At 59.8% G+C, this 21,545-nt stretch carries 7 protein-coding genes; 3 read left to right on the forward strand and 4 right to left on the reverse strand.

From position 1 onward, the window contains the following. Nucleotides 1-96: 96 nt before the first annotated feature. Complete coding sequence (locus BK665_RS13850; protein WP_123406345.1) at nucleotides 97-1,395, reverse strand: mechanosensitive ion channel family protein; 1,299 nt, start codon at nucleotides 1,393-1,395, stop codon at nucleotides 97-99. Nucleotides 1,396-1,588: 193 nt separating this feature from the next. Here BK665_RS13850 and BK665_RS13855 point away from each other — a divergent pair, with 193 nt between their 5' ends. Then, nucleotides 1,589-2,935 (forward strand): DEAD/DEAH box helicase, encoded by a 1,347-nt coding sequence (locus tag BK665_RS13855; RefSeq protein WP_123406347.1) that lies wholly within the window; start codon nucleotides 1,589-1,591, stop codon nucleotides 2,933-2,935. 62 nt (nucleotides 2,936-2,997) lie between these two features. Here the strand turns inward: BK665_RS13855 and BK665_RS13860 are convergent, their stop codons facing one another. From BK665_RS13860 to BK665_RS13870, 3 genes are all read right to left on the reverse strand, one after another. Further along, nucleotides 2,998-3,597, reverse strand: coding sequence for a hypothetical protein (locus tag BK665_RS13860; protein WP_123406349.1), 600 nt, complete (start codon nucleotides 3,595-3,597; stop codon nucleotides 2,998-3,000). 12 nt (nucleotides 3,598-3,609) lie between these two features. After that, nucleotides 3,610-4,194, reverse strand: coding sequence for a papain-like cysteine protease family protein (locus BK665_RS13865; protein WP_123406351.1), 585 nt, complete (start codon nucleotides 4,192-4,194; stop codon nucleotides 3,610-3,612). 252 nt (nucleotides 4,195-4,446) lie between these two features. Continuing rightward, a complete protein-coding gene (locus BK665_RS13870) occupies nucleotides 4,447-4,722 on the reverse strand; it encodes a hypothetical protein (RefSeq protein WP_123406353.1) in 276 nt (91 codons plus the stop codon). Nucleotides 4,723-4,944: 222 nt separating this feature from the next. Between BK665_RS13870 and BK665_RS13875 the strand changes: the two genes are divergently transcribed. Together BK665_RS13875 and BK665_RS13880 are read left to right on the forward strand one after the other, a co-directional pair. Beyond that, complete coding sequence (locus BK665_RS13875; RefSeq protein ID WP_123406355.1) at nucleotides 4,945-6,651, forward strand: ShlB/FhaC/HecB family hemolysin secretion/activation protein; 1,707 nt, start codon at nucleotides 4,945-4,947, stop codon at nucleotides 6,649-6,651. Between the two features lie 24 nt (nucleotides 6,652-6,675). After that, complete coding sequence (locus BK665_RS13880) at nucleotides 6,676-21,543, forward strand: hemagglutinin repeat-containing protein (RefSeq protein ID WP_123406357.1); 14,868 nt, start codon at nucleotides 6,676-6,678, stop codon at nucleotides 21,541-21,543. Nucleotides 21,544-21,545: the final 2 nt, after the last annotated feature.

The following is a 21,545-nucleotide window of genomic DNA, read 5'->3' on the forward strand; positions in this document are numbered from 1 at the left end:
AGGCTTGCCCGCGAAGGCGGAGTGTCATTCAACATTAATGTCGACTGACACTCCGCCTTCGCGGGCAAGCCTCGCTCCTACAGGGGATTTGTGGGGTTACATGATGTGTTTTTCTGGCTCAGGAATGTGGCTCGCGCCGAGCACCGCCGGAAACAACCCCGAGCGCAAGTCCCCGCCACTCGGCTGCTGATACAGGCTCAAGCCAAATTCCGGCAGCACCGCCAGCAGGTAATCGAAAATATCGCCCTGGATCCGCTCGTAATCGGCCCACGCGGTGGTGCGGGTGAAGCAGTAGATTTCCAGCGGGATGCCCTGGGCGGTGGTCTGCATCTGGCGGACCATGCAGGTCATGTTCGGCTGGATCTCCGGGTGGCTTTTCAGATAGGCCAATGCATAGGCGCGGAAGGTGCCGATGTTGGTCATGCGCCGGCGGTTGGCCGACATCGCCGCGACGTTGCCCTGGGCTTCATTCCAGGCCTTGAGTTCGGCCTGCTTGCGGCCGATGTAGTCGGTCAGCAGGTGCACTTGGGCCAGTTTCGCCTCTTCGTCATCGCGCACAAAGCGCACGCCGCTGGCGTCGATGAACAGGCTGCGCTTGATCCGGCGTCCACCGGATTGCTGCATGCCACGCCAGTTCTTGAACGACTCGGACATCAGGCGCCAGGTTGGGATCGACACGATCGTCTTGTCGAAATTCTGCACCTTGACCGTGTGCAGGGTGATGTCCACCACGTCACCGTCGGCGCCGACTTGCGGCATTTCGATCCAGTCACCGACCCGCAGCATGTCGTTGCTGGTGAGTTGCACACTGGCGACGAACGACAGCAGCGTGTCCTTGTAGACCAACAGAATCACCGCCGACATGGCACCAAGACCCGACAGCAGCAACAGCGGCGAGCGGTCGATCAACGTGGCGACGATGATGATCGTGCCCAGCACGTACAAGACCATTTTCGTCAGTTGCACGTAGCCTTTGATCGAGCGCGTGCGGGCGTGTTCGGTGCGGGCGTAGATGTCCAGCAGGGCACTGAGCAGGGCGCTGGCTGCCAATAGAAGGAACAGAATGGTGAATGACAGCGCGACGTTGCCGAGGAAGATTCGGCTGGTTTTGCTCAGTTCCGGCACCAGGTACAGGCCGAACTGGATCACCAGCGACGGTGTCATTTGCGCCAGCCGATGGAAGACCTTGTTGTGCCGCAAGTCGTTGACCCAGTGCAGCGCCGGTTGGCGGCCGAGCATTTTGGTCGCGTGCAGAATGAGGTAGCGCGCCACTCGTCCGAGGACCAGCGCCACGACTAATAGCAGGATCAGCGCCAGGCTGGAATGCAGGAGCGGGTGCTGGTCGAGGGCGCCCCAAAGGTCTTGGGCATTGAGCCAGAGCTGTTTGATATCCATGGGCGAAAACGATTCTTCTGTAGGTTGCGTCGGGGCGATTAGAGCATTTAAGACGCTGCGGATGACGTTTGGAGACATTTCAGGCAACAAAAAAGCCACTGTTTACTGTCGTTTGCATAAAGAAACTCGGCCTCGGCGCTCGAAACCGTTACCCTATGCAGCTGTTTTTTTGTATTTCTTCGAGGTAGCACCCGTGTTTTCCCAATTCGCCCTGCACGAACGCCTGCTCAAAGCCGTGGCCGAGCTTAAATTTGTCGAGCCAACGCCTGTGCAAGCAGCGGCTATTCCGCTGGCGCTCCAAGGGCGTGACCTGCGGGTGACTGCGCAAACCGGCAGCGGCAAAACCGCTGCTTTCGTTTTGCCGATCCTCAACCGTCTGATCGGCCCGGCCAAAGTCCGCGTCAGCATCAAGACCCTGATCCTGCTGCCAACCCGCGAGTTGGCCCAGCAGACCATCAAGGAAGTCGAGCGCTTCGCCCAGTACACGTTCATCAAGTCCGGCCTGATCACTGGCGGTGAAGACTTCAAGGTCCAGGCCGCCATGCTGCGCAAGGTGCCGGACATCCTGATCGGTACGCCGGGCCGGATGATCGAGCAACTGAACGCCGGCAACCTCGACTTGAAAGAAGTCGAAGTGCTGGTGCTCGACGAAGCCGACCGCATGCTCGATATGGGTTTTGCCGAAGACGTGCAGCGTCTGGTGGCAGAGTGCACCAACCGCCAGCAGACCATGCTGTTCTCCGCCACCACCGGTGGTTCGGGCTTGCGCGACATGGTGGCCAAGGTCCTGAACAACCCCGAGCACTTGCAGCTCAACAACGTCAGCGACCTGAACGCGACCACCCGTCAGCAGATCATCACCGCTGACCACAACCAGCACAAAGAACAGATCGTGAACTGGCTGCTGGCCAACGAGACCTACCAGAAGGCCATCGTGTTCACCAACACCCGGGCCATGGCCGACCGTATCTACGGCCGTCTGGTGGCGCAGGAATACAAAGCGTTCGTGCTGCACGGTGACAAGGACCAGAAGGACCGCAAACTGGCGATCGACCGCCTGAAGCAGGGCGGCGTGAAAATCCTCGTGGCCACCGACGTTGCCGCTCGCGGCCTCGACGTGGAAGGCCTGGACCTGGTGATCAACTTCGACATGCCACGCAGCGGCGACGAATACGTGCACCGTATCGGTCGTACCGGGCGTGCCGGCAACGATGGCCTGGCCATCTCGCTGATCTGCCACGGCGACTGGAACCTGATGTCGAGCGTCGAGCGCTACCTCAAGCAGAGCTTCGAGCGTCGCACCATCAAGGAAGTCAAAGGCACCTACGGCGGACCGAAAAAGGTCAAGGCCTCGGGCAAAGCCGTTGGCGTGAAGAAGAAAAAAGTCGACGCCAAAGGCGACAAGAAGAAAACCGGCGCCAAGGCACCGACCAAACGCAAAATCGCCAACCGCCCGAAGACCGACGCCCTGTCGCTGGTCAGCAAGGACGGCATGGCGCCGCTCAAGCGCCGCAAGCCGGAAGCGCCGGCTGCTGAATAAAGCCGTGTAGCGACCAATAAAAAACCCGGACAGTGTCCGGGTTTTTTTATGTCCAGGGTTTGTCAGCTCCCCAACAGCCCACTGGTGTCCGCATCAAAGCGTTGCTTGGCCTGATTCGCCGCCGGTTTCAGCAACGCGAGTAGTGCCGCTTCGCTGTACACCTGAGTCACCGCCAATTCCTTGGGAGTCGGCTCAATCGGGATCAGCACGTCTTCACCGTCGGCATGCAGCCAGATTGCGACCAGGTGAATGGCCGAGACAAACAGCACCCGCAGTTCCGCGGTTTTACCCTGCAATTGCGGCGACTGTTCCGCCAGTTTCAGCGCCCCGACCGTCGCGGCGGCCATGGCCCCGTGGTTCAGCGAGGAGAACTCGACATGACCACGGACGTCGGCCAGTTGCGCATCGGCAATCGTCACGCCATCGGAAAACACCAGGTAATGCCAATCGCCGAGCTTGGCGTCCTTCAGGCCTTTGCCCTGGCTCACGTCCTCCAGACTGAGCGAGTAACCGCGATAGGCTTCGCTGAGGCTGATCTTGTTGGCCGTGGCGTTGGCAAATTGCCGATTAATGCCGAAGCCCTGGGTTTGCAGCGCGGCTTGCAGGGCCGGGCGCAAGGTCTGTACGCCGTTGGAAGGCGCCTTTGGATAAGTCAGTTGCATGATGTCGCCCTCCTAGTTTTTCACGGTGAAATAAGTGTTGGTCCAGTTGCCGCCGCCGTTGTACGAACCGGGGAACGAGTTCAACGCGCGGGTCGAGTAACCGTAGATGGAATCCGCGATCAACACGTAGTTGCCGTTGGTGCCATAGATCGCCAGGAAGTGCGCACCGCCGCCGTACCAGGCGCAACGCAGGCAGACCGGTCGGCCCATGTTGATCTGGTTCTGGATGGCCGACATCTGCAGCGAACCCTGATTCATGCCGTTGAAACTGCGGGTGATGCGCAGGGCGGTATCCAGGTAGCCATACACGTTGCACGGCCCCGGCTGATTGCAGCAGTTGCGGTCCAGCGCAGCAGTGGCCACACCGCATTGGGTCCAGGACCCGGTGCCGTAATAGTTGCCGACCGAGGCGGAAGCCGCTGCCCAGCACCAGTTGGTCTGGGTTTGTTTCTGCATTGTGAAGTTGAGGCTGGCGGCGGCCAATGCGTTGACCTGTGCCGAGGCTTCGATCTCGACCAAGTGAGGGTCAAGCAGATGACTTGCCAGGCACCTTGGCAGTGTTTCGCCGGTGAATTGCGTTGCTTCAGTGGTTAACATTTTTCAATCCTCCATGAGTGAAAACTAGCGTCCAGCTAGTAGGTGTGTAGCGGTGTTGCCGAGCGATCGGCGTATGCGTTTTGCCATGTTTGATGGCCGCTTCGATCCGGGCTCGAGGTAACCTTAGGTGTGGATATGCGTTTGTGCAAATAATTAAATGCACTAATGCAAACTCCAGGTCGAAAGGTCACAACCTTCGGCGGCTTCTAAAGATGCAGGCGTGCCGAAGGCTGCGGTCCTTTGATCTTGCCCTTAACCCTCAGCCTTCTTATCCGCCGCGTCCAACTCCTTCAACCGCTGATCAATCAACTGGCACTTGTCTGGCAAATCCGCGCTGGCCGTGCCCAGATCCATCTTCTGCAACTCATCGTTGATCTCCTTGGCCTTCTTCGGATTCTGCTCGGTGAGCTTGGCCACTTCCTTGGCCAATTGCTCGCGCTTGAAGGTGGCTTCTTCAGGTGTGCAAGCCCACGCGGGGAGGGCGCAGGCGAGGGTGGCGGCGAGGGTCAGTTTCAGCAGGGTTTTCATGAGTCAGGCCTCGGTTTCCGTGTCGAGCGGTTAATCGGTTGAGACTGTGTAGGGATGAAAGTTCACCCGGTGTGACCAAGGCCAAATTCTTGAGCCACTGCTGTAGACACTACCGTTCGTCGACTTTTTATCGCGGAGATAGCCATTAATTGACGTCAGAATAGTGGCTATATAGTATCGCGCCACTATTGTGCTATCACCTTCCAATTCAAGGGAATGAACATGTACCCACCCGCCCTCGTGGCGAGGTTGTGCCTGGCTTTGCTGTGCCTTTCTCCGCTAAATCCTGCTTACGCTGCCCCCACTCCTGGTGATACCGACCTGATCCGTGAACGCCAGGATCGGCTCATCGACGAGCAACGCCGTCGGCTCGAAGAGCTCAAGGACTTGCCGGGCAAGGAAGCCAAGCCAACGCCGCCGCAGACCCCCGTTGATACCCGTTGCTTCGCGATCAAGGACATCGAACTCAGCGGCGCGGACAGTCTCTCTGAAGGCGAGAAAGCGCGACTGCTCAAGCCGTTTATCGACCAGTGCCTGGGCGTCACGCAGCTCAACGAACTGCTTAAGGTCATCACCGACCATTACCTGGAAAAAGGCCTGGTCACCAGCCGTGCCTACTTGCCGCAGCAGGACTTGTCCACCGGGCACCTGAAGGTGTTGGTGGTCGAGGGCAAGCTGGAAGGGTTGAAAGGCGCCGATGGCAGCAAGCTGTCGGATCGTGAGTTGGCCATGGCATTTCCGGGTAAGGCTGGGGAGTTGGTCAACCTGCGGGAAATCGAGCAAATGGTCGATCAGTTGAACCGCTTGCCGTCGAATCAGGCGCAGATGGAATTGTCCCCGGGCAAGAACGTTGGTGGCAGTGAAGTGTTGGTCAAGAACACCCCGCAAACGCCCTGGCGTGCTGGCTTGTCCCGCAGCAACGAAGGCCAGCGCAGCACCGGCGAGCAGCAGTGGGGCACCACGTTTGATTGGGATAGCCCACTGGGTTTGGCGGATCAGTTGAATCTGCGCGGCGGTCACGATGCGATGACCGATCACCAGCACACGTCGAACAACGCGATGCTCAACTACAACCTGCCCTGGGGTTGGTGGAACTTCACCTACACCTACAGCCAGAGCGAATACCGCTCGCAGGCGCAATCCAACGGCTTCGATTTCAAGCAGACCGGCGACAGCGAAAACCATCAGTTGCGCGTCGAGCGGGTGATCCATCGCGATGCCGTGAGCAAGACCTCCCTCAGCACCGGTCTGTCGCACCTGCGCACCAACAACTTCATCGAAGACAGCAAGCTGGCGCTGAGCAGCAATCGCATCAGCGAAGCGCAATTGGGTTTCAACCACGGTCGGCGGATCGGTGGTGCGTTCGTCAACCTTGACCTGGGTATGCAGCAAGGCATCGGCCTGCTGGACGCCCAGGGCAACGGGCATCCGGGCCCCGGCGAGCCAGACGCACGCTACCGCAAATACACCGCCACCGTGAGTTACCTGCAACCGTTCAAGGTGTGGGGCGAGTCGTTCAGTTTCAGCAGCCTGATGACCGGCCAGCACAGCGAAGATGTGCTGTTCAGCCCGCAACGCACCAGCCTCGGCGGGCAATCGTCGATTCGTGGTTACAAGGATCAATCCTTGTCCGGCGACAGCGGCGGCTATTGGCGCAATGAGCTGCGCTGGAGCCGTCCGGTCAGCCTCGAATGGCTGCGCCCGGTGTTCGCCGAATACGGCACCAGCCTCGGTTACGACCAGGGCGTGATCAGCGCCAATCGCTACAACGGCGATCAGCACGGGCGTTTGTCCAGCAACTCGGTGGAGCTGTTCGCCCGTGGCCAGCACCTGGCCGCCAGCGTGACGTTTGCCCATTCCCTGGAACGCCCGGATGCACTGAGCGAGCGCGAAGCGCCGATCTATTTCCGCCTGGATTTCTTTCTTTAATTACGCCTTTTCGAGACCTCCGACATGGACGTTCGCCAATACGCCTTCCTCGCGCGCCAGCCTTCTGCGGTCGTGAAAACCCGCGAGCACTTCTGGGGCATGCCCAAGCGCGGGTTGGCGTTCCTGCTGGCCAACGTCATGTTCTGGCAGCCGATGTGGGCCCAGGCCGAAGGGATTGTGGTGGCCAACCCGGCGACCGGTCTGGGGCAGGCCGGCAACGGTGTGCCGATCGTCAACATCGCCACGCCTAACGGCACTGGCCTGTCGCATAACCAGTTCCACGACTACAACGTCGGCACCCAGGGTGTGATCCTCAACAACGTCAATGCTCAGACCGGCACGACGCAATTGGGCGGGATCATTGTTGGTAACCCCAACCTGATCAACCGGGCTGCGGCGCAAACCATTCTCAACGAAGTGGTCGGCGGGAGCCCGAGCCAGTTGCGCGGCTACACCGAAGTGGCGGGGCAGTCGGCCCGCGTGATCGTCGCCAACCCGTATGGCATCAGTTGCAACGGTTGCGGCTTCATCAACACCCCGCGCGTCACTCTGACCACCGGCAAGCCAGTGCTGGATGGTGCAGGTCGGCTGGAGCGCTTTCAGGTCGATCAGGGCAGCGTCTCCATCGATGGCGCCGGGCTTAACGCCAACAACGTCGACCGCTTCGAAATCATCACCCGCAGCGCGAAGATCAACGCCCAGATCCAGGCCAACAACCTGACCATCGTCGCCGGTCGCAACGACGTCAACGCTGACAACCTCAGCGCCACCGCCCGCGCCGACGACGGCAGCGTCAAACCGGAACTGGCGATCGACTCTTCAGCCTTGGGCGGCATGTACGCCGGGGCGATCAAACTGGTCGGAACCGAGGCCGGGGTCGGGGTCAAACTGGCCGGCAACATGGCGGCCAGCGGTGGCGATATTCAGCTCGACGTCAACGGTCAACTGAGCATGGCCCAGACCGCCGCCAGCGGCGCGGTCAATGTGAATGCCGCCAGCCTCAACGCCACCGGGCCGGTGTATGCCGGCACCCGCGTTGCGGTCACCACCTCGGGTGATCTCAACGTTCAACAGAACCTCGCGGCACGGGATGGCATCAGCCTTTCCAGCGGCGGGCAGATGAGCAATCAGGCGCTGATCGAAGCCGGCGTCAACGCCGATAACAGCCGCAACACCACGGGCGATATCAGTGTCACGGCACAGAACCTCAACAACACCGGCAGCCTGATCGCCAGCCGTAATCTGTCGATCAATACGACACAGACCCTGACCAACCAGGGCGGCACATTGAACGGCCAGAGCGGCGCACAAATTACCGCCGCAACCTTGGATAACCGCCAGAAAGGTCGGGTGCTGAGCCAGGGCAATCTAGCCGTCACCGCCAATCAGTTGTTGAACGCCCAGGGTGGCTTGATCACCAGTGTCGGCAATCTCGATGTCAATGCCGGGAGCCTGATCAACAGCGGCGGCGAGCTGTCCAGTTCGGCCGTCAGCACGCTGCGGGTCGCGTCGCTGGATAACGTAGCGGGTTTGATTGGTGCCGGGCAGAGCCTGAGCATCAGCGCCAGTGGCCTGTTGAACAACCAGGGTGGGCGCGTGCTGGCCCAGCGCGATTTGCAGATCAGCGCCGGTGCGCTGGATAACAGCCAGCAAGGTTCGGTGGTCAGCCAGGGCACATTGGGCCTGAACGTGGCGGGCACGCTGGACAACCGTCAGCAAGGCAAAGTGCTCAGTGCAGGCGCGCTCACCGCGCAAATTGCCGGGCAACTGCTCAATCAGGCCGGGCTGTTCAATGCGGGCGGCGACCTGCTCCTGACCGCGCCAACGCTGGATAACCGCAACGGTGAAATCTCCACCCTGGGCAATCTGACGTTGAACGGCAGCCAGGCGGACAACAGCGGCAACGGCCGACTGTTGGCGAACGGCGACGTAACTCTGACCCTCGATACCCTGAAGAATCAGCTCAAGGGTGTGATCTCCGGGCAGCGCGACGTGCAACTCAACGCCACGCAACTGGACAACAGCGGCGCCGGCAGCGTGTACGCCAAGCGCAATCTCGGCCTGACCCTGGCCAATCAACTGAACAACACCCAAGGCACGTTGCGCGGCGACGGCACCCTCACCGTGCGCAGCGGCAGCCTGGGCAACAATGGCGGCAATGTTTCCAGCCTCGGCAACTTGACCGTCAACAGTGACGGCGCCATTGCCAATCAGGGCGGTGCGTTGCTCACCGACGCCGGCCTGACGCTGACCAGCGGCAGCCTGGACAACAGCCAGCAAGGTCGCATCGCCGGTAAAGGCGTGGTGCTCAAGACAGGTGCTTTTGCCAACCAACAGGGCGGCCGACTGACGAGTACCGGCACCCTTCAGCTCACCGCCAGTCAAGTGGACAACAGCCTCGCCGGGCGTATCGCCAGCGCCATGGCATTGACCGCGACCGTTACCGGTCTCGACCAGCATGCTGGCGGTCAATTGTTCAGCAACACGGATGTCAGCCTGGACCTGAGCCACGGTCACCTGAATAACCGTGGCGGTCTGATCACCGCCCCGGGCCAGTTGCTGTTGAAAAACCTCAACACCGTCGACAACACGGGCGGTGAAATCTCCAGCGCCCATGCTTTCACGCTGGCCGCGCAAAACCTCGACAACACCGATGGCAAACTGGTCAGCGGTCAAGCGCTGACGGTACGCATCGATCAGGCGCTGGCCAACGTCCGGGGTTTGATCTCCGGCACCGGCGTGGATCTGCGCGCTGCCAGCCTCGACAACACCGACGCCAGCCTCAGCAGCGATGCCGATCTGAACCTGCAAGTGAGTGGCGCACTGCTTAATCAGAACGGCGAGTTGACCAGCGCCGGCAACAGCACGATCAACGCCATGAGCCTGGGCAACGCCGGCGGCCAGGTGATGGCCGACAAGCGCCTGAGCCTGGCCATCAGCGGCGCCGTGGATAATCAGGCCGGTACGCTGGGGGCTGGACAAGGCTTGAGCCTCAACGCCGGGAGCCTCGATAACCGTCAGGCCGGCAGTCTGGTGACTGACGGCAACCTCGACGTTTCCCTCGCCGGGTTGCTGGACAACCAGGGCGGCGGCAGCGTGCAGGCCAAAGGCTTGATGAACATCCAGAGCCAGAGCCTGGACAACCGCGGTGGTCGTCTTTCGGGTCTGAATCTGCTGACCCTGCGCACGACCACGGCGGACAACCGTGGCGGCGTCATTCGCGCCGACAAGGACCTGCAACTCTTCGTCGATCAGCTGGACAACCGCCAGCAAGGGTTACTCAGCAGCAAGGCCGGCATCGGTTTTACCGGCCAGCGCCTGGATAACCAGGGCGGCTTGCTCAGCGCCGTGGGCCTGGTGCAACTGCAAGCCGGCGTGGTGCTCAACAACACCGGGCGCATCGCCAGCCAGAGCGACCTGATCGCCAACATCGACGCATTCACCCAGCAAGATGGCGAGCTGGTTGCCCAGGGTACTTTGACCCTCACCGGTACGTCGCTGGATAACAGCCACGGCGGTTTGGTAGCGGCTACAAAAGCGCTGAAACTCAATGTCGGCAATATCGACAACCGTGCTGGCGAGATCTCCAGCCAGGTCGATATCGGCATCAACGGCCAGCAACTGGACAACAGTGACGGCGGCAAAGTACTGGCCGGCACCGCATTGGGCCTGGCTGTCGCACACCTGATCAATCAAAACAAAGGCCTGCTGTTCGGCAACACACTGCGTCTCGACGGCACCCGCCTGGACAATGCCGGTGGCACGATTGCCGGGCAGAATGACCTCGCCGTCAACCTGACCGGCGATCTCGACAACAGTGCCGGCCTGCTCAGTAGCGAAGGCACCCTGACGGTCAACGCCGCCAGCCTGAACAACGCGCAAGGCAGCCTGTCCAGCGCGACCGCGCTTAACGTTGTCACCACGGGCGCGCTGAATAACCAGGGCGGTTCGATCACCACGAATACCGGGCTGACCCTTAACAGCGCCAGCTTCGATAACCGCAACAAAGGTTTGCTGTCCGGCAAAGGTGCGACCCGTGTCACCACCGGTGATTTCGACAACAGTCACGGCGGGCGCCTGACCAGTGCCAACACCCTCGACCTGACCGCTGGCCAAGTCACCAACCAGGACACTGGCCGCATTGCCAGTGCCATGGCGTTGACCGCTGCGGTCAACGGCCTCGATCAACAGGGCGGCGAGCTGTTCAGCAACACGTCAGTAAGCCTCGACCTGAACCACGGCCAGTTGAATAACCAGGGTGGCTTGATCAATTCCCCCGGCGCGTTGTTGCTGAAAAACCTCAACGGCGTCGCCAACCAGAACGGCGAAATCTCCAGCGCCCAAGCGTTCACCCTCGATGCGCGCACGCTCGACAACAGCGGCGGCAAGCTGCTCAGCAATCAGGCCCTGACCCTGCGCCTGGCGCAGGCGATGACCAACATCAAGGGCATCATTTCCGCCGCCGCGCTGGATGCCCACAGCGCCAGCCTGGACAACACCGACGGCATGCTCAGCAGCCGCGACAGCCTGAATCTGGTCGTCGACAACGCCTTCAGCAACCACAACGGTACGTTGATCGCCGACGGCAATTTGCTCCTCAGCGCCGCGACGACGGACAACAGTCTCGGCCAGATCGCCGGCAAAAAAGACATCACGGCCAACATCGGCAACTTGCAACAACAGGGCGGGCAACTGGTCGCCCAAGGCAATCTGAGCCTGACCGGCAATAGCCTGGACAACCGCTTGAATGGCCTGGTCGGCGCGACGGGCGCACTGGACATCAAGGTTGGCAGCATCGACAACCGGGGTGGCGAGCTCTCCACTCAAGGCGACTTGAGCCTGGTCGGCCAACAACTGGACAACAGTGACAGCGGCAGAATCCTTGCCCAAAACACCCTGGCGCTGACGGTCGATCAAATCCTCAATCGCACCAAAGGTCGGCTCTCGGGCAAGACCGGTCTGAACGTCACGGGCACCGCACTGGATAACACCAGCGGCATCTTGCGCAGCGAGCAGAACATCGACGTTGGCCTGGTCGGTACGCTGGAGAACAGCCTCGGTCTGTTCAGCAGTGAAGGCACACAAAACGTTCGCGTGGGTCTGCTGTTCAACGCCGGTGGCAGCTTGTCCAGCGGGGGCGATTTAAGCATCACCAGCGTCGGCACGATCAGCAACCAGGGTGGGCGACTGGTCACCGATGCCAACCTCAACCTGCAGAGCGGCAGCCTCGATAACCGGCTGCAAGGCACCATCAGCGGCATGGGCGCTGTCAGCGTCATCACCGGTGCATTTGACAACAGCCATACCGGCAAACTGAACAGCGGCAGCACCCTGAACCTGAAAGCAGGCGCCGTCACCAACCAGGATATGGGCCAGATCGGCAGCACCGGCGCCTTGACGGCAAACGTCAGCAGCCTGGATCAGCAGGGTGGTCGGTTGTTCAGTAATGCCAGCCTCAATCTGGACCTCAATAGTGGCCTGTTGAACAACCAGGGCGGTGTGATCAATGCACCGATTCTGGTGCTGAAAAACCTGACGGATGTCCTCAACCAGAACGGCGAAATTTCCAGCGCTCAAGCCTTCACCCTGGCAGCAAACAACCTCGACAACAGCAACAGCGGCAAGCTGCTGAGTAATCAGAGCATCACCCTGCGAATCGCTCAGGCGCTGAATAACGTCAAGGGCGTCATCGCCGCCGCCAGCCTCGACGCCAACGCCAGCACGCTGGATAACAGTGGCGGCACCCTCAACAGCCGTGGCGACCTCAAGCTGGGCGTCAATGGTTTGTTGACCAACAAAAGCGACGGCCTGATCAATGCGACACAGGCGTTGAACATCGACTCTGCCAATCTCGATAACCACAACGGTCAGATACTCGGCGGCACAGCGCTGACGATCAACACGACAGCGCTGGACAACAGCGCCAATGGCCTGATCAAGAGCAGCCTGGGTGCTTTGAGCCTGAGCGCCAATAGCCTGGATTCGAGCAATGGTGGCGAGGTATCGGCCAAAGGTGCTATCGACCTGAAGCTGAATGCATTGACCCAGAACGGCGGCCGCTTGTTGAGCGATGCCGGTATCACGCTTGATTTGAACGGCGGTGATCTGAGCAACAACAACGGCTTGATCACCACCCAAGGGCCACTGACCATCAGTCGCTTGCGTGACCTGAACAACCGCGTCGGCGAAGTCTCCAGCAACCAGAGCTTTACCCTGGCCGGGCGCACCTTCGATAACAGCGGTGGCAAGCTGATCAGCAGCAATTTGCTGAGCCTGAACGCCGGCAATCTGCTCAACCAGAACGGTTTGCTCTCCGGCTGGCAGGGCCTGGATGTCAACGCTGGCAGCCTCGATAACCGTAACAACGGCACGCTCTCGAGCAAAAGTGGCAACCTCGGCGTGACCTTGAGCGGTGACCTGCTCAACAGCGGCGCCGGGGCACTGGTCAGCCTGAAAAACCTCAGCGTCAACGCCGCAAACCTGGATAACAGTAACGGTGGTGTTCTTTCCACCGGTGGCGCTCAAACCCTGACCCTCAGCGGTCTGCTGAACAACGCCCAGGGCGGTTTGATCGACAGCGGCGCAACCCTGGCGATGCAGGCCATCACGTTGGGTAACGCGGGTGGCTCCCTCAGCGCTCAGCAGGACCTGAGCGTCACCGGCACCACCCTGGACAACACCGGTGGCAACCTGGTCGGCAACGGGGCCGTGACCCTCGACTTGCTCGGTGCGCTGACCAACACCAACGGCAAACTGGCCAGCGCCGGACCGTTGCGGGTGCAGCATGTCACCCAGATCAATAACCAGGGCGGCCAACTGGCGAGCCAGGGCTTGATGACACTGCTGACCGGCGGCCTGGACAACCGCAATCGCGGCACCGTCGCGGCCAATGATCTGCTGACCATCACCACCCCGGGCGCCGTGCAGAACAGCGCCGACGGCTTGATCTACAGCCAGAATGGCGATCTGAACATCCAGGCCGCCAGCCTCGCCAACGCCAAGGGCACCCTGCAAAGCCAAGGTGCGCTGACCCTCACCACTGGCGGCGACGTCGATAACCAGAGTGGCTGGATCATCGCCAAGGCCGGCGACCTGACCCTCAACGCTGGCAACGTCGACAACCGTGGCGGCGTGCTCTCCAGCCTGCAAGCGGCGTTCAACGCACACCTGACCGGTGTGCTGAAAAACGGCTATGACCTGAACAACAACCGCCAGGGTGGCGTCACCCAGGCCCAACGCCTGAACCTGACTGCACTGGGCGGCATCGACAACTACGGTGGGCGCATCTCGGCGCAAAACGGCGATGCGATCATCTCCACCGCTAACTTCGATAACCGCAATGGCGGCCTGTATGCCAAGGGCAAGATCAACGTCACCGGCAACAACTTTGATAACAGTGGCGACAACGATGGCCAGATCGCCGGTCAGCAAATCGACCTCAACCTGAGCGGCGCGCTGAACAACCGCCTGGGCATCATCGAAAGTGACAGCACCCTGGCGATCAAGGCTGCCAGCCTCGACAACCAGACCGGCCAACTGCGCGCCCTGAGCACCAGCGGCAAAACCAACTTCCAGATTGGCGGCCTGTTCGACAACCGCAACGGCACCCTGGAAACCGCCAACGCGGACCTGACCCTCGGCGCCGGCAATTTCCTCAACGCTGGCGGCAGTCTGTTGCACGTCGGCACCGGCACCTTCGACATCTCCACCCCCAACGTCATCAACGCCGGCGGCACCCTCGTCACCCGTGGCGGCCTGACCATCAGCACCGACACCTGGAACAACACCGGCGTGATCCAGGCCGGGCGCCTGACCGTCAACGTCAACAACCTGAGCCAGTCCGCCAGCGGCCAACTACTGGCTTCCGACAGCTTCACCGGCAATGGCGTCAACTGGTACAACGAAGGCCTGATTGCCAGTGATGGCAGCTTGAATGTGGGTCTGAGCGCCCATTACTGGGGGCCGGGCCGCATCAGCAGCCAGGGCAACCTGGGACTGAGTGCCGGGCAAGTCAGCCTTGATAAAGTGACTTCCAGCATCGCTGGCGGTGGCAACACCACGATCAACGCCAGCGGCGCGCTGGACAGTATCGGTCGGTTGACGTCTGCCGGGAATCTGACGGTCAACACCGCCACCATCAACAACTACGGCACCATTGGCGCGGGTAACGACCTGACCCTCACGACCGGCGCGTTGGTCAACAATAACGGGCTCATCACCAGCGGCGGCGACATGCGCCTGCTGGCGTCAAGCTTTACCAACTATTACGGCCAGGTCTACGGCCTGAGCAACGTGCTCATTGGCCGTGACCCAGGCACCGGCAAAGCCGACCTGGTGGATAACCGCTCCGGCGACATCTACAGCGCTCAAAACCTGACCATCAATGCCCTGACCGTGAACAACGTGCGGGACATTCTGCAATTCACCCAGCAAGAGAAAAGCTCCGTGGTCATCACGGAACTCGACTGCAATTTGATTCCGATTGCCGGGTGCGACTTCCGCAGTGGCGGACGGCGTAACGGGCTCTGGGAAATTGCCGAGACCGATCGCCTCAAAGTCAACGCGAGCAGTGCCGCCTCGAGTTTCACCAGTGGCGGCGATACGCTGATCAACGCCCAGGTCCTGAACAACACCAGTAGCACCATTGCGGCCACTGGCAACATGACGATCAACGCTGGAACGATCAACAACACCGGCCTGCAAGAGCAGGAGATCGTCACCACGCGCACCTACTGGAACTACGTCACGCAGATCTTTGGCGTCATACCGGCAGCCGCGGCATTCAATCAGAAGAACAGTCCGTCTCCTTCGGCCACCGTCGAAGCTGACCTGAGTTATTTCATCAGCCTGTTGGGCGGCGGCATCATCCAGCAGCCGAAAACCACCGTGAAAAGCGCCGGCAGTTCCTACGACGCCGTGATCCAGGCGGGTGGCAACGTCCTGCTCAACGCCGCACAGACGATCAACAACAGCGTGGTGCGTCCGTACTACGCCTACGTGGCGGCGGGTCATAGCAAAACTGACACCGGCGTGGGCAGTGGCTACTCGACGCCGATCTATATCAACTCGCAACTCCCGCCCAACCTGGCCCAGCAGCAGGTCAACCCGCTGGCGCTTCCCGGCTTCAGCTTGCCTACCGGCCAAAACGGCTTGTTCCGTCTGAGCGGGCAGGGCGGCAGCGGTACTCAGGCTTCTTCGGGTAATGCCCCTGCGCAAAACTGGACCTTCGGTGGCGCCAGTCTGGCGCTGACGCAACGCGACCAGGCTGTGCCGGATGTTCAGGCCCGTACCATTCAGTTGGGGAATGTCACTCAGGTTTCAGCGACCGATCTTAAGTTGGCCGTTGACGCCCGCCAGGGCGCGGGTATCGACGCTAGTGCGTCGGCCATCAACGTCACTGCACCCTCCAGCACCGGCAGCTTCAACGTACCGGGGCACACCTCCGGCGCGCCCGCTACCACGGTTGTCGGCGGTGTAACCGGATCGAACCTGGCCGGCCAACCGGCGGTTGTTGGCGCACTGCCGGCCTCTCAACCACCGTTGGGCACTGCAAATCCATCGCCCGTCCCGACGCAAATCACCTCGGCCGTAGCCCAGGCCATTACCCGCGTTCAAGGTTTGCCGAGCAACAGCGGTCAGTCCAATCCGCAAAAATATCTGATCGAAACCAACCCGGTCCTGACCGATCTCAAACAGTTCATGAGCTCGGATTATCTGCTGTCCAACCTCGGTTACGACCCGGACAACAGCGCCAAGCGACTGGGCGATGGCCTCTATGAACAGCGCCTGATCCAGCAAGCGGTCGTGGCGAAAACCGGTCAGCGTTTCATCGACGGCCAGACCTCCGATGAGGCCTTGTTCAAGTACCTGATGAACAACGCCGTCGCGAGCAAGACGGAGCTCAACCTGTCCCTGGGTGTCAGCCTGACCTCCGAACAAGTCGCGGCGCTGACCCACGATATTGTCTGGATGGAAAACGCCGTGGTGAACGGCGAGCAAGTACTGGTGCCGGTGCTGTACCTGGCCAGCGCCAACAATCGCCTGGCTGCCAACGGCGCGCTGATCCAGGGCAACGACGTAACCCTGATCGCCGGCCAGGACTTGAACAACGCCGGCACCTTGCGCGCCAGCAACAACCTGTCGGCCACCGCCAGCAACGACCTGGTCAACAGCGGTCTGGTAGAGGCCGGCAATCGCCTCGACCTGCTGGCGGGCAACAACCTAGTCAACAAGGCCGGCGGCATTATCGCCGGCCGTGACGTCACACTCACCGCCACCCGCGGCGACGTGATCAACGAACGCAGCGTCACCACCCATGAAAGTGGTACGGGCAACATCAGCGAGCGCACTGACTTCGTCAACAGCGCCGCCCGCGTTGAAGCAGCGAATAACCTGACCATCAAGGCCGGACAAGACTTCAACAACACCGGTGGTGTGCTGAAAAGTGGCGCCGACACCACGATCAATGCCGGTCGAGACGTCAACCTCGTTTCCGCCGAACAGGTCATCAACGGCGAGCGCGGACTGCACCACAACGAAACCGTCACCCAGTACGGCTCAACCGTCGATGCGGGCCAGAGCCTGACCGTCAACGCCGGTCGTGACATCACCGCTATCGCCAGTCAGATCGATGCCAAGCGCGATGTGAGCATGAGTGCGATTGGTGATTTGACGTTGTCTTCGGCGGCCGATGAACAGCATGCCTATGGGGCGAACAAGAAGTTTGTAAGTCAGGAGGATCATGTTCAGCAGGTGTCTACGACGGTTAATGCGGGGGGCAACATTACCCTCAGTGCCGGCAAGGACCTGGACCTGATCGCGAGTAGGGTGAGTGCTGGGGATGAGGCTTACCTGTTTGCTGGCGATAACGTCAACATGCAGACGGCGGACAACGTCGATTATTCCTATTACACGAAAACCAAGAAGGGCTCATTCGGCAAGAAAAAATCGACGATGACCGAGACCGAATCGGATGTCTCCGTCAGCTCGAGTGTGTCGGCTACGAACAAACTGGTCATCTCCGCTGGCGAGGATTTCAACGCCACCGGTGCCAAGCTGACGAGTGATGGAACGTTGCTCGCGACTGCAGGTGGCGACATCAATCTCAATGCCGCCGAAGACTACGCCAGTCAGGCCAGCGCCTCGTCCAAGAAGGGTTGGACCTCCAGCAAGTCCAGCAGCTCGGAAATCACCCAGACCCGTTTGAACAGTACTGAACTGGTCGCCAAAAACATCGAACTGAAAGCCGATAACGACATCTCGCTGACGGCTGCTGCATTGCGTGCTGAAGAAGCGGTGAAGATCACTGCCGGTAATGACGTGCTGATCGGTGCCGACCAGGAAACGCAAACCTCTTCCCAGTCGAAAAGCTCCAGCAAGGGCGGTGTGACGGTCACGGGCTGGCTGTCCTCCACGCAAAAATCGCAGCAAGGGCAATCCACCTCCACCCAAAGCATCGGCAGTGATATCAGCGGCAACAGCATTCAGATCAAGAGTGGCCGCGATACAACCGTTGAAGGCAGCACACTGGTGGCGGACAAAGACATCGGCATCAATGCCGGTCGTAACCTGGAGATCACCAGTGCGGAAAACACTGAAACCTCCAGCTCCAAATCCGGCAGCAAGAAAATCGGTGAAATAGGTACTTCCTGGTGGCAGGGCGCGACAGGGATTCTCAAAACCAAAGAAGCCGATGAATACACGTCCACCCGCCAGTCGGGCAGCCAGATCGCATCGTTGGGCGGCAATATCAGCCTGACGGCGGGTGATCACTACACCCAGACGGCCAGTCAATTGGTCGCGCCTAAGGGTGATATCGACATCACCGCCAAGCATGTCGATATCGAAGCCGGTTTCGACACCATGGAGTCCAGCAAAACCGCCAGTACCAGTCGTACGGCGATCGGCGGCACGGTGAGCATTCCGCTGCTTGATGCCTTGCGTGGCATTCAGCAGATGGGCGAAGCGGCGCAGAAAACCAGTGACGACAGGATGGTCGCGTTGGCTGCGGTGAATGCGGCGATGAGTGCCAATCAGGCTTTGGACGCGGGTCAGGCATTGATGAAAGATCCGACAACCGGGATCAAGATCAGCGTCAATCTCAGTGACAGCCGCAGTCATAGCGAAAGCAGTCAAAGCGGCCGCAACGTGGTGGGCAGTGATGTAGTGGCTGGCGGTAATGTAAAAGTCGTTGCCACCGGTGATGGCGCTAACAGTGATATCAACGTTGTCGGAAGTCGCATCGAGGGCGGTGGCGATGTCAGTCTCAAGGCTGACGGTGAGATTAATCTGCTCTCAGCGCAAAACACCGCGCATCAGGAAAGCACCAATGGCAATTCTGGTTGGAATGCCGGGATTGGGTTCAGCTTCGGCGGTTCGCAAAACGGCTTTACCCTGGACTTGGCGGCGAATGCCGGGCGCGGCATGGCTGATGGCGACGACGTCACCCAGACCAACACGTATATCAAGGGTGGCAACAGCGTCAAACTTGAGAGTGGTGGCGACACCAACATCAAGGGCGCAGTCGTCTCCGCTGACCAGGTGAAGGTCAACGTAGGCGGCGATCTGAACATCGAGAGCCTGCAGGACACTAGCACCTACACCTCCAAACAAGAAAGCGCGAACGTCGGTGTCAGTATCTGTGTTCCACCGTTCTGTGTCGGTGCGAGCACTATCAGTGGCGGCGTCGCTTCGCAACATATGCAGAGTGATTACGCCAGTGTCAGCGAACAATCGGGGATCAAGGCTGGTAACGGAGGCTTCCAGGTCGAAGTCGCCGGTAATACCGACCTCAAGGGCGCAGTCATCGCCAGCACCGATAAAGCAGTTGCTGATGGCAAAAACACCCTGAGCACCGGCACCCTGACCAGCTCCGACATCAAGAACAAGGCTGAGTACGACGCCACCAGCGTCAACTTGAGCGGCGGCTATGGCGGTGACATCGGTCTTGATGCCAAAGGCAATGCCAGCGCGACAGCTAATCCAAATGGACCCAAGGCACCGAGTAACGGCGGGGTAAGCGTTAACACTCCGGTCGTGCTGTACGCCGGAGGCAGCTCCAGCAGCACCACCCACAGCGGTATCAGCGGTGCAGCGGTCACCATCACCAATACAGTCAAACAACAGGAGTTGACGGGACAGACGGCAGAACAGGCCGTTGCGTCTATCAATACTGATGTTTCCAGCGATCGTGACGGTAGCAACAAACTCAAGCCGATCTTCGATGCGCAAGAAATTGGTGTGGACTTCGAGATCGTTGGCAAGTTTGTGCAGAACGTTTCCCAGTACATCGATAGTCGTGCACGGGAAATTGATCAGAAGAAAGGTCAGGCCGAGGCGGAAAAGGCGGCATCGAATGATACGACCTTGTCTGAAACAGATCGGATAGAGCACCTCGAGAATTATCAGGCGCTCAATCAAGAGATCAAGGCAATCGGCGAAAACTGGGGGGCAGGAGGCACCTACCGGCAAATCGCGACAGCCCTGGTTGCAGGTATCAGCGGCAACGTGGCCGGCAGCGGCGCCCAGTTCGCGCAAAACATGGTGGTCAACTACGTCCAGCAACAGGGCTCGGCGTATATCGGCGAACTGGTGAAAAAGGGTTTGAAGGAAGGCAGCCCTGAACACGCAGCGTTGCATGCGATTCTCGGCTGTGCCGGCGCTGCTGCCAGTAATCAGAGTTGCTCGGCTGGTGCTTTGGGTGGTTCTGCCGCCAGTGTATTGGCAGGGCTGTTTGCAGATTCCGACCCGAACGAAACCGCTGTAGAGCGTGAAGCCAAACGCAACATCATCACCAGCCTGGTGACCGGTATTGCGGCCATGAGTAACCCTAACGGTGCGGCTACCGCGAACAATGCGGCCACGGCGAATGTGGATAACAACTGGTTGGCGACACAGCAGTACGTTCAGGCGAAAAAAGAGATTGATGCCGAACCCAATGTCCTCAAAAAACTGGCAATCGCTGGAAAGTGGCAGATCACCTCATTGCGGCAGGATTTGCTGACGGGCTCGGGTGTTCTGAAAGGATTCACTGACGGCATGGCAGGCGCAGGTTTAGGCACTTTGGATAGCGCCGTTACGCTCTTGACCGACCCGGCGCAGAGCTGGGAGGCCGTTAAAGAATTTGCGGGTTCCGATGAGGCCCAGGCGCTGTTGGGTGAAAAAGTAGCTGCTGCGTTCAAGTCCCAAATTGATCAGATTGGTACGGCTGTAGTCGAGGGGGGCGATGACAACGCAGAGAATCTCGGTAGGCAAATGGGCCAAGCGGTGGCGCTGGTTGTACAACTGATGATTGGCGGAGGAAGCAGCTCAGCAAGCAGCGCACTTACGCTCTCGCGAATGGGGATCGATGTCTCCGTCAACACCGTCAAGAAAATCGGTGCATCGGTTGATATTAACGCTGTGAAAACTCAGATCAGCAAGCTCCAAGGCGTCCTGCGGGATACGGATGTGCCGGTGATTGAACCGCCGGTCGTTCCGCCGAAAGTGGACGTCCCCCCTACGAAGGTGCCTGACATCCCAGTTGGGACAGGTAAAACTGGTACGGTTTGGGACTCGATCAAATCGGAGGGGCCGCTACACCCTGGTTCGGTGATTCCTCAATCTTTTGAATTTAGTCTTGATAGTGGCGAAAAAATATGGGTTGACGGTAATGCTACAAAACACATTGCTGAGTATGCGGCCTATAAAGCGGAAAATTACACGCCTGAGGCTGTACGATTGGCAAGCCAAGTACAGCTTAGTAGCCTTAAGGCTGCGGTAGAAGCTGCAGCTAATGCTGGGCTGAAGTATCGGGAAGTGATTAATGTTGACGGATGGGAGCTGATGTTTGCTCCTGCTAAAACTGCTGATCAGTTTCCAGCCCTATATCATGCCGTCTACAAGTCGAGGTGAAA

This window comes from Pseudomonas frederiksbergensis, from assembly GCF_003732665.1.
Lineage (GTDB): Bacteria > Pseudomonadota > Gammaproteobacteria > Pseudomonadales > Pseudomonadaceae > Aquipseudomonas > Aquipseudomonas frederiksbergensis_G.

What these genes read in the sequence shown, in the direction of transcription:
- BK665_RS13850 (WP_123406345.1), bottom strand. Translation starts at nt 1,395, where the DNA reads ATGGATATCAAACAGCTCTGGCTCAATGCCCAAGACCTTTGGGGCGCC.
- BK665_RS13860 (WP_123406349.1), bottom strand. Translation starts at nt 3,597, where the DNA reads ATGCAACTGACTTATCCAAAGGCGCCTTCCAACGGCGTACAGACCTTG.
- BK665_RS13865 (WP_123406351.1), bottom strand. Translation starts at nt 4,194, where the DNA reads ATGTTAACCACTGAAGCAACGCAATTCACCGGCGAAACACTGCCAAGG.
- BK665_RS13870 (WP_123406353.1), bottom strand. Translation starts at nt 4,722, where the DNA reads ATGAAAACCCTGCTGAAACTGACCCTCGCCGCCACCCTCGCCTGCGCC.
- BK665_RS13875 (WP_123406355.1), top strand. Translation starts at nt 4,945, where the DNA reads ATGTACCCACCCGCCCTCGTGGCGAGGTTGTGCCTGGCTTTGCTGTGC.
- BK665_RS13880 (WP_123406357.1), top strand. Translation starts at nt 6,676, where the DNA reads ATGGACGTTCGCCAATACGCCTTCCTCGCGCGCCAGCCTTCTGCGGTC.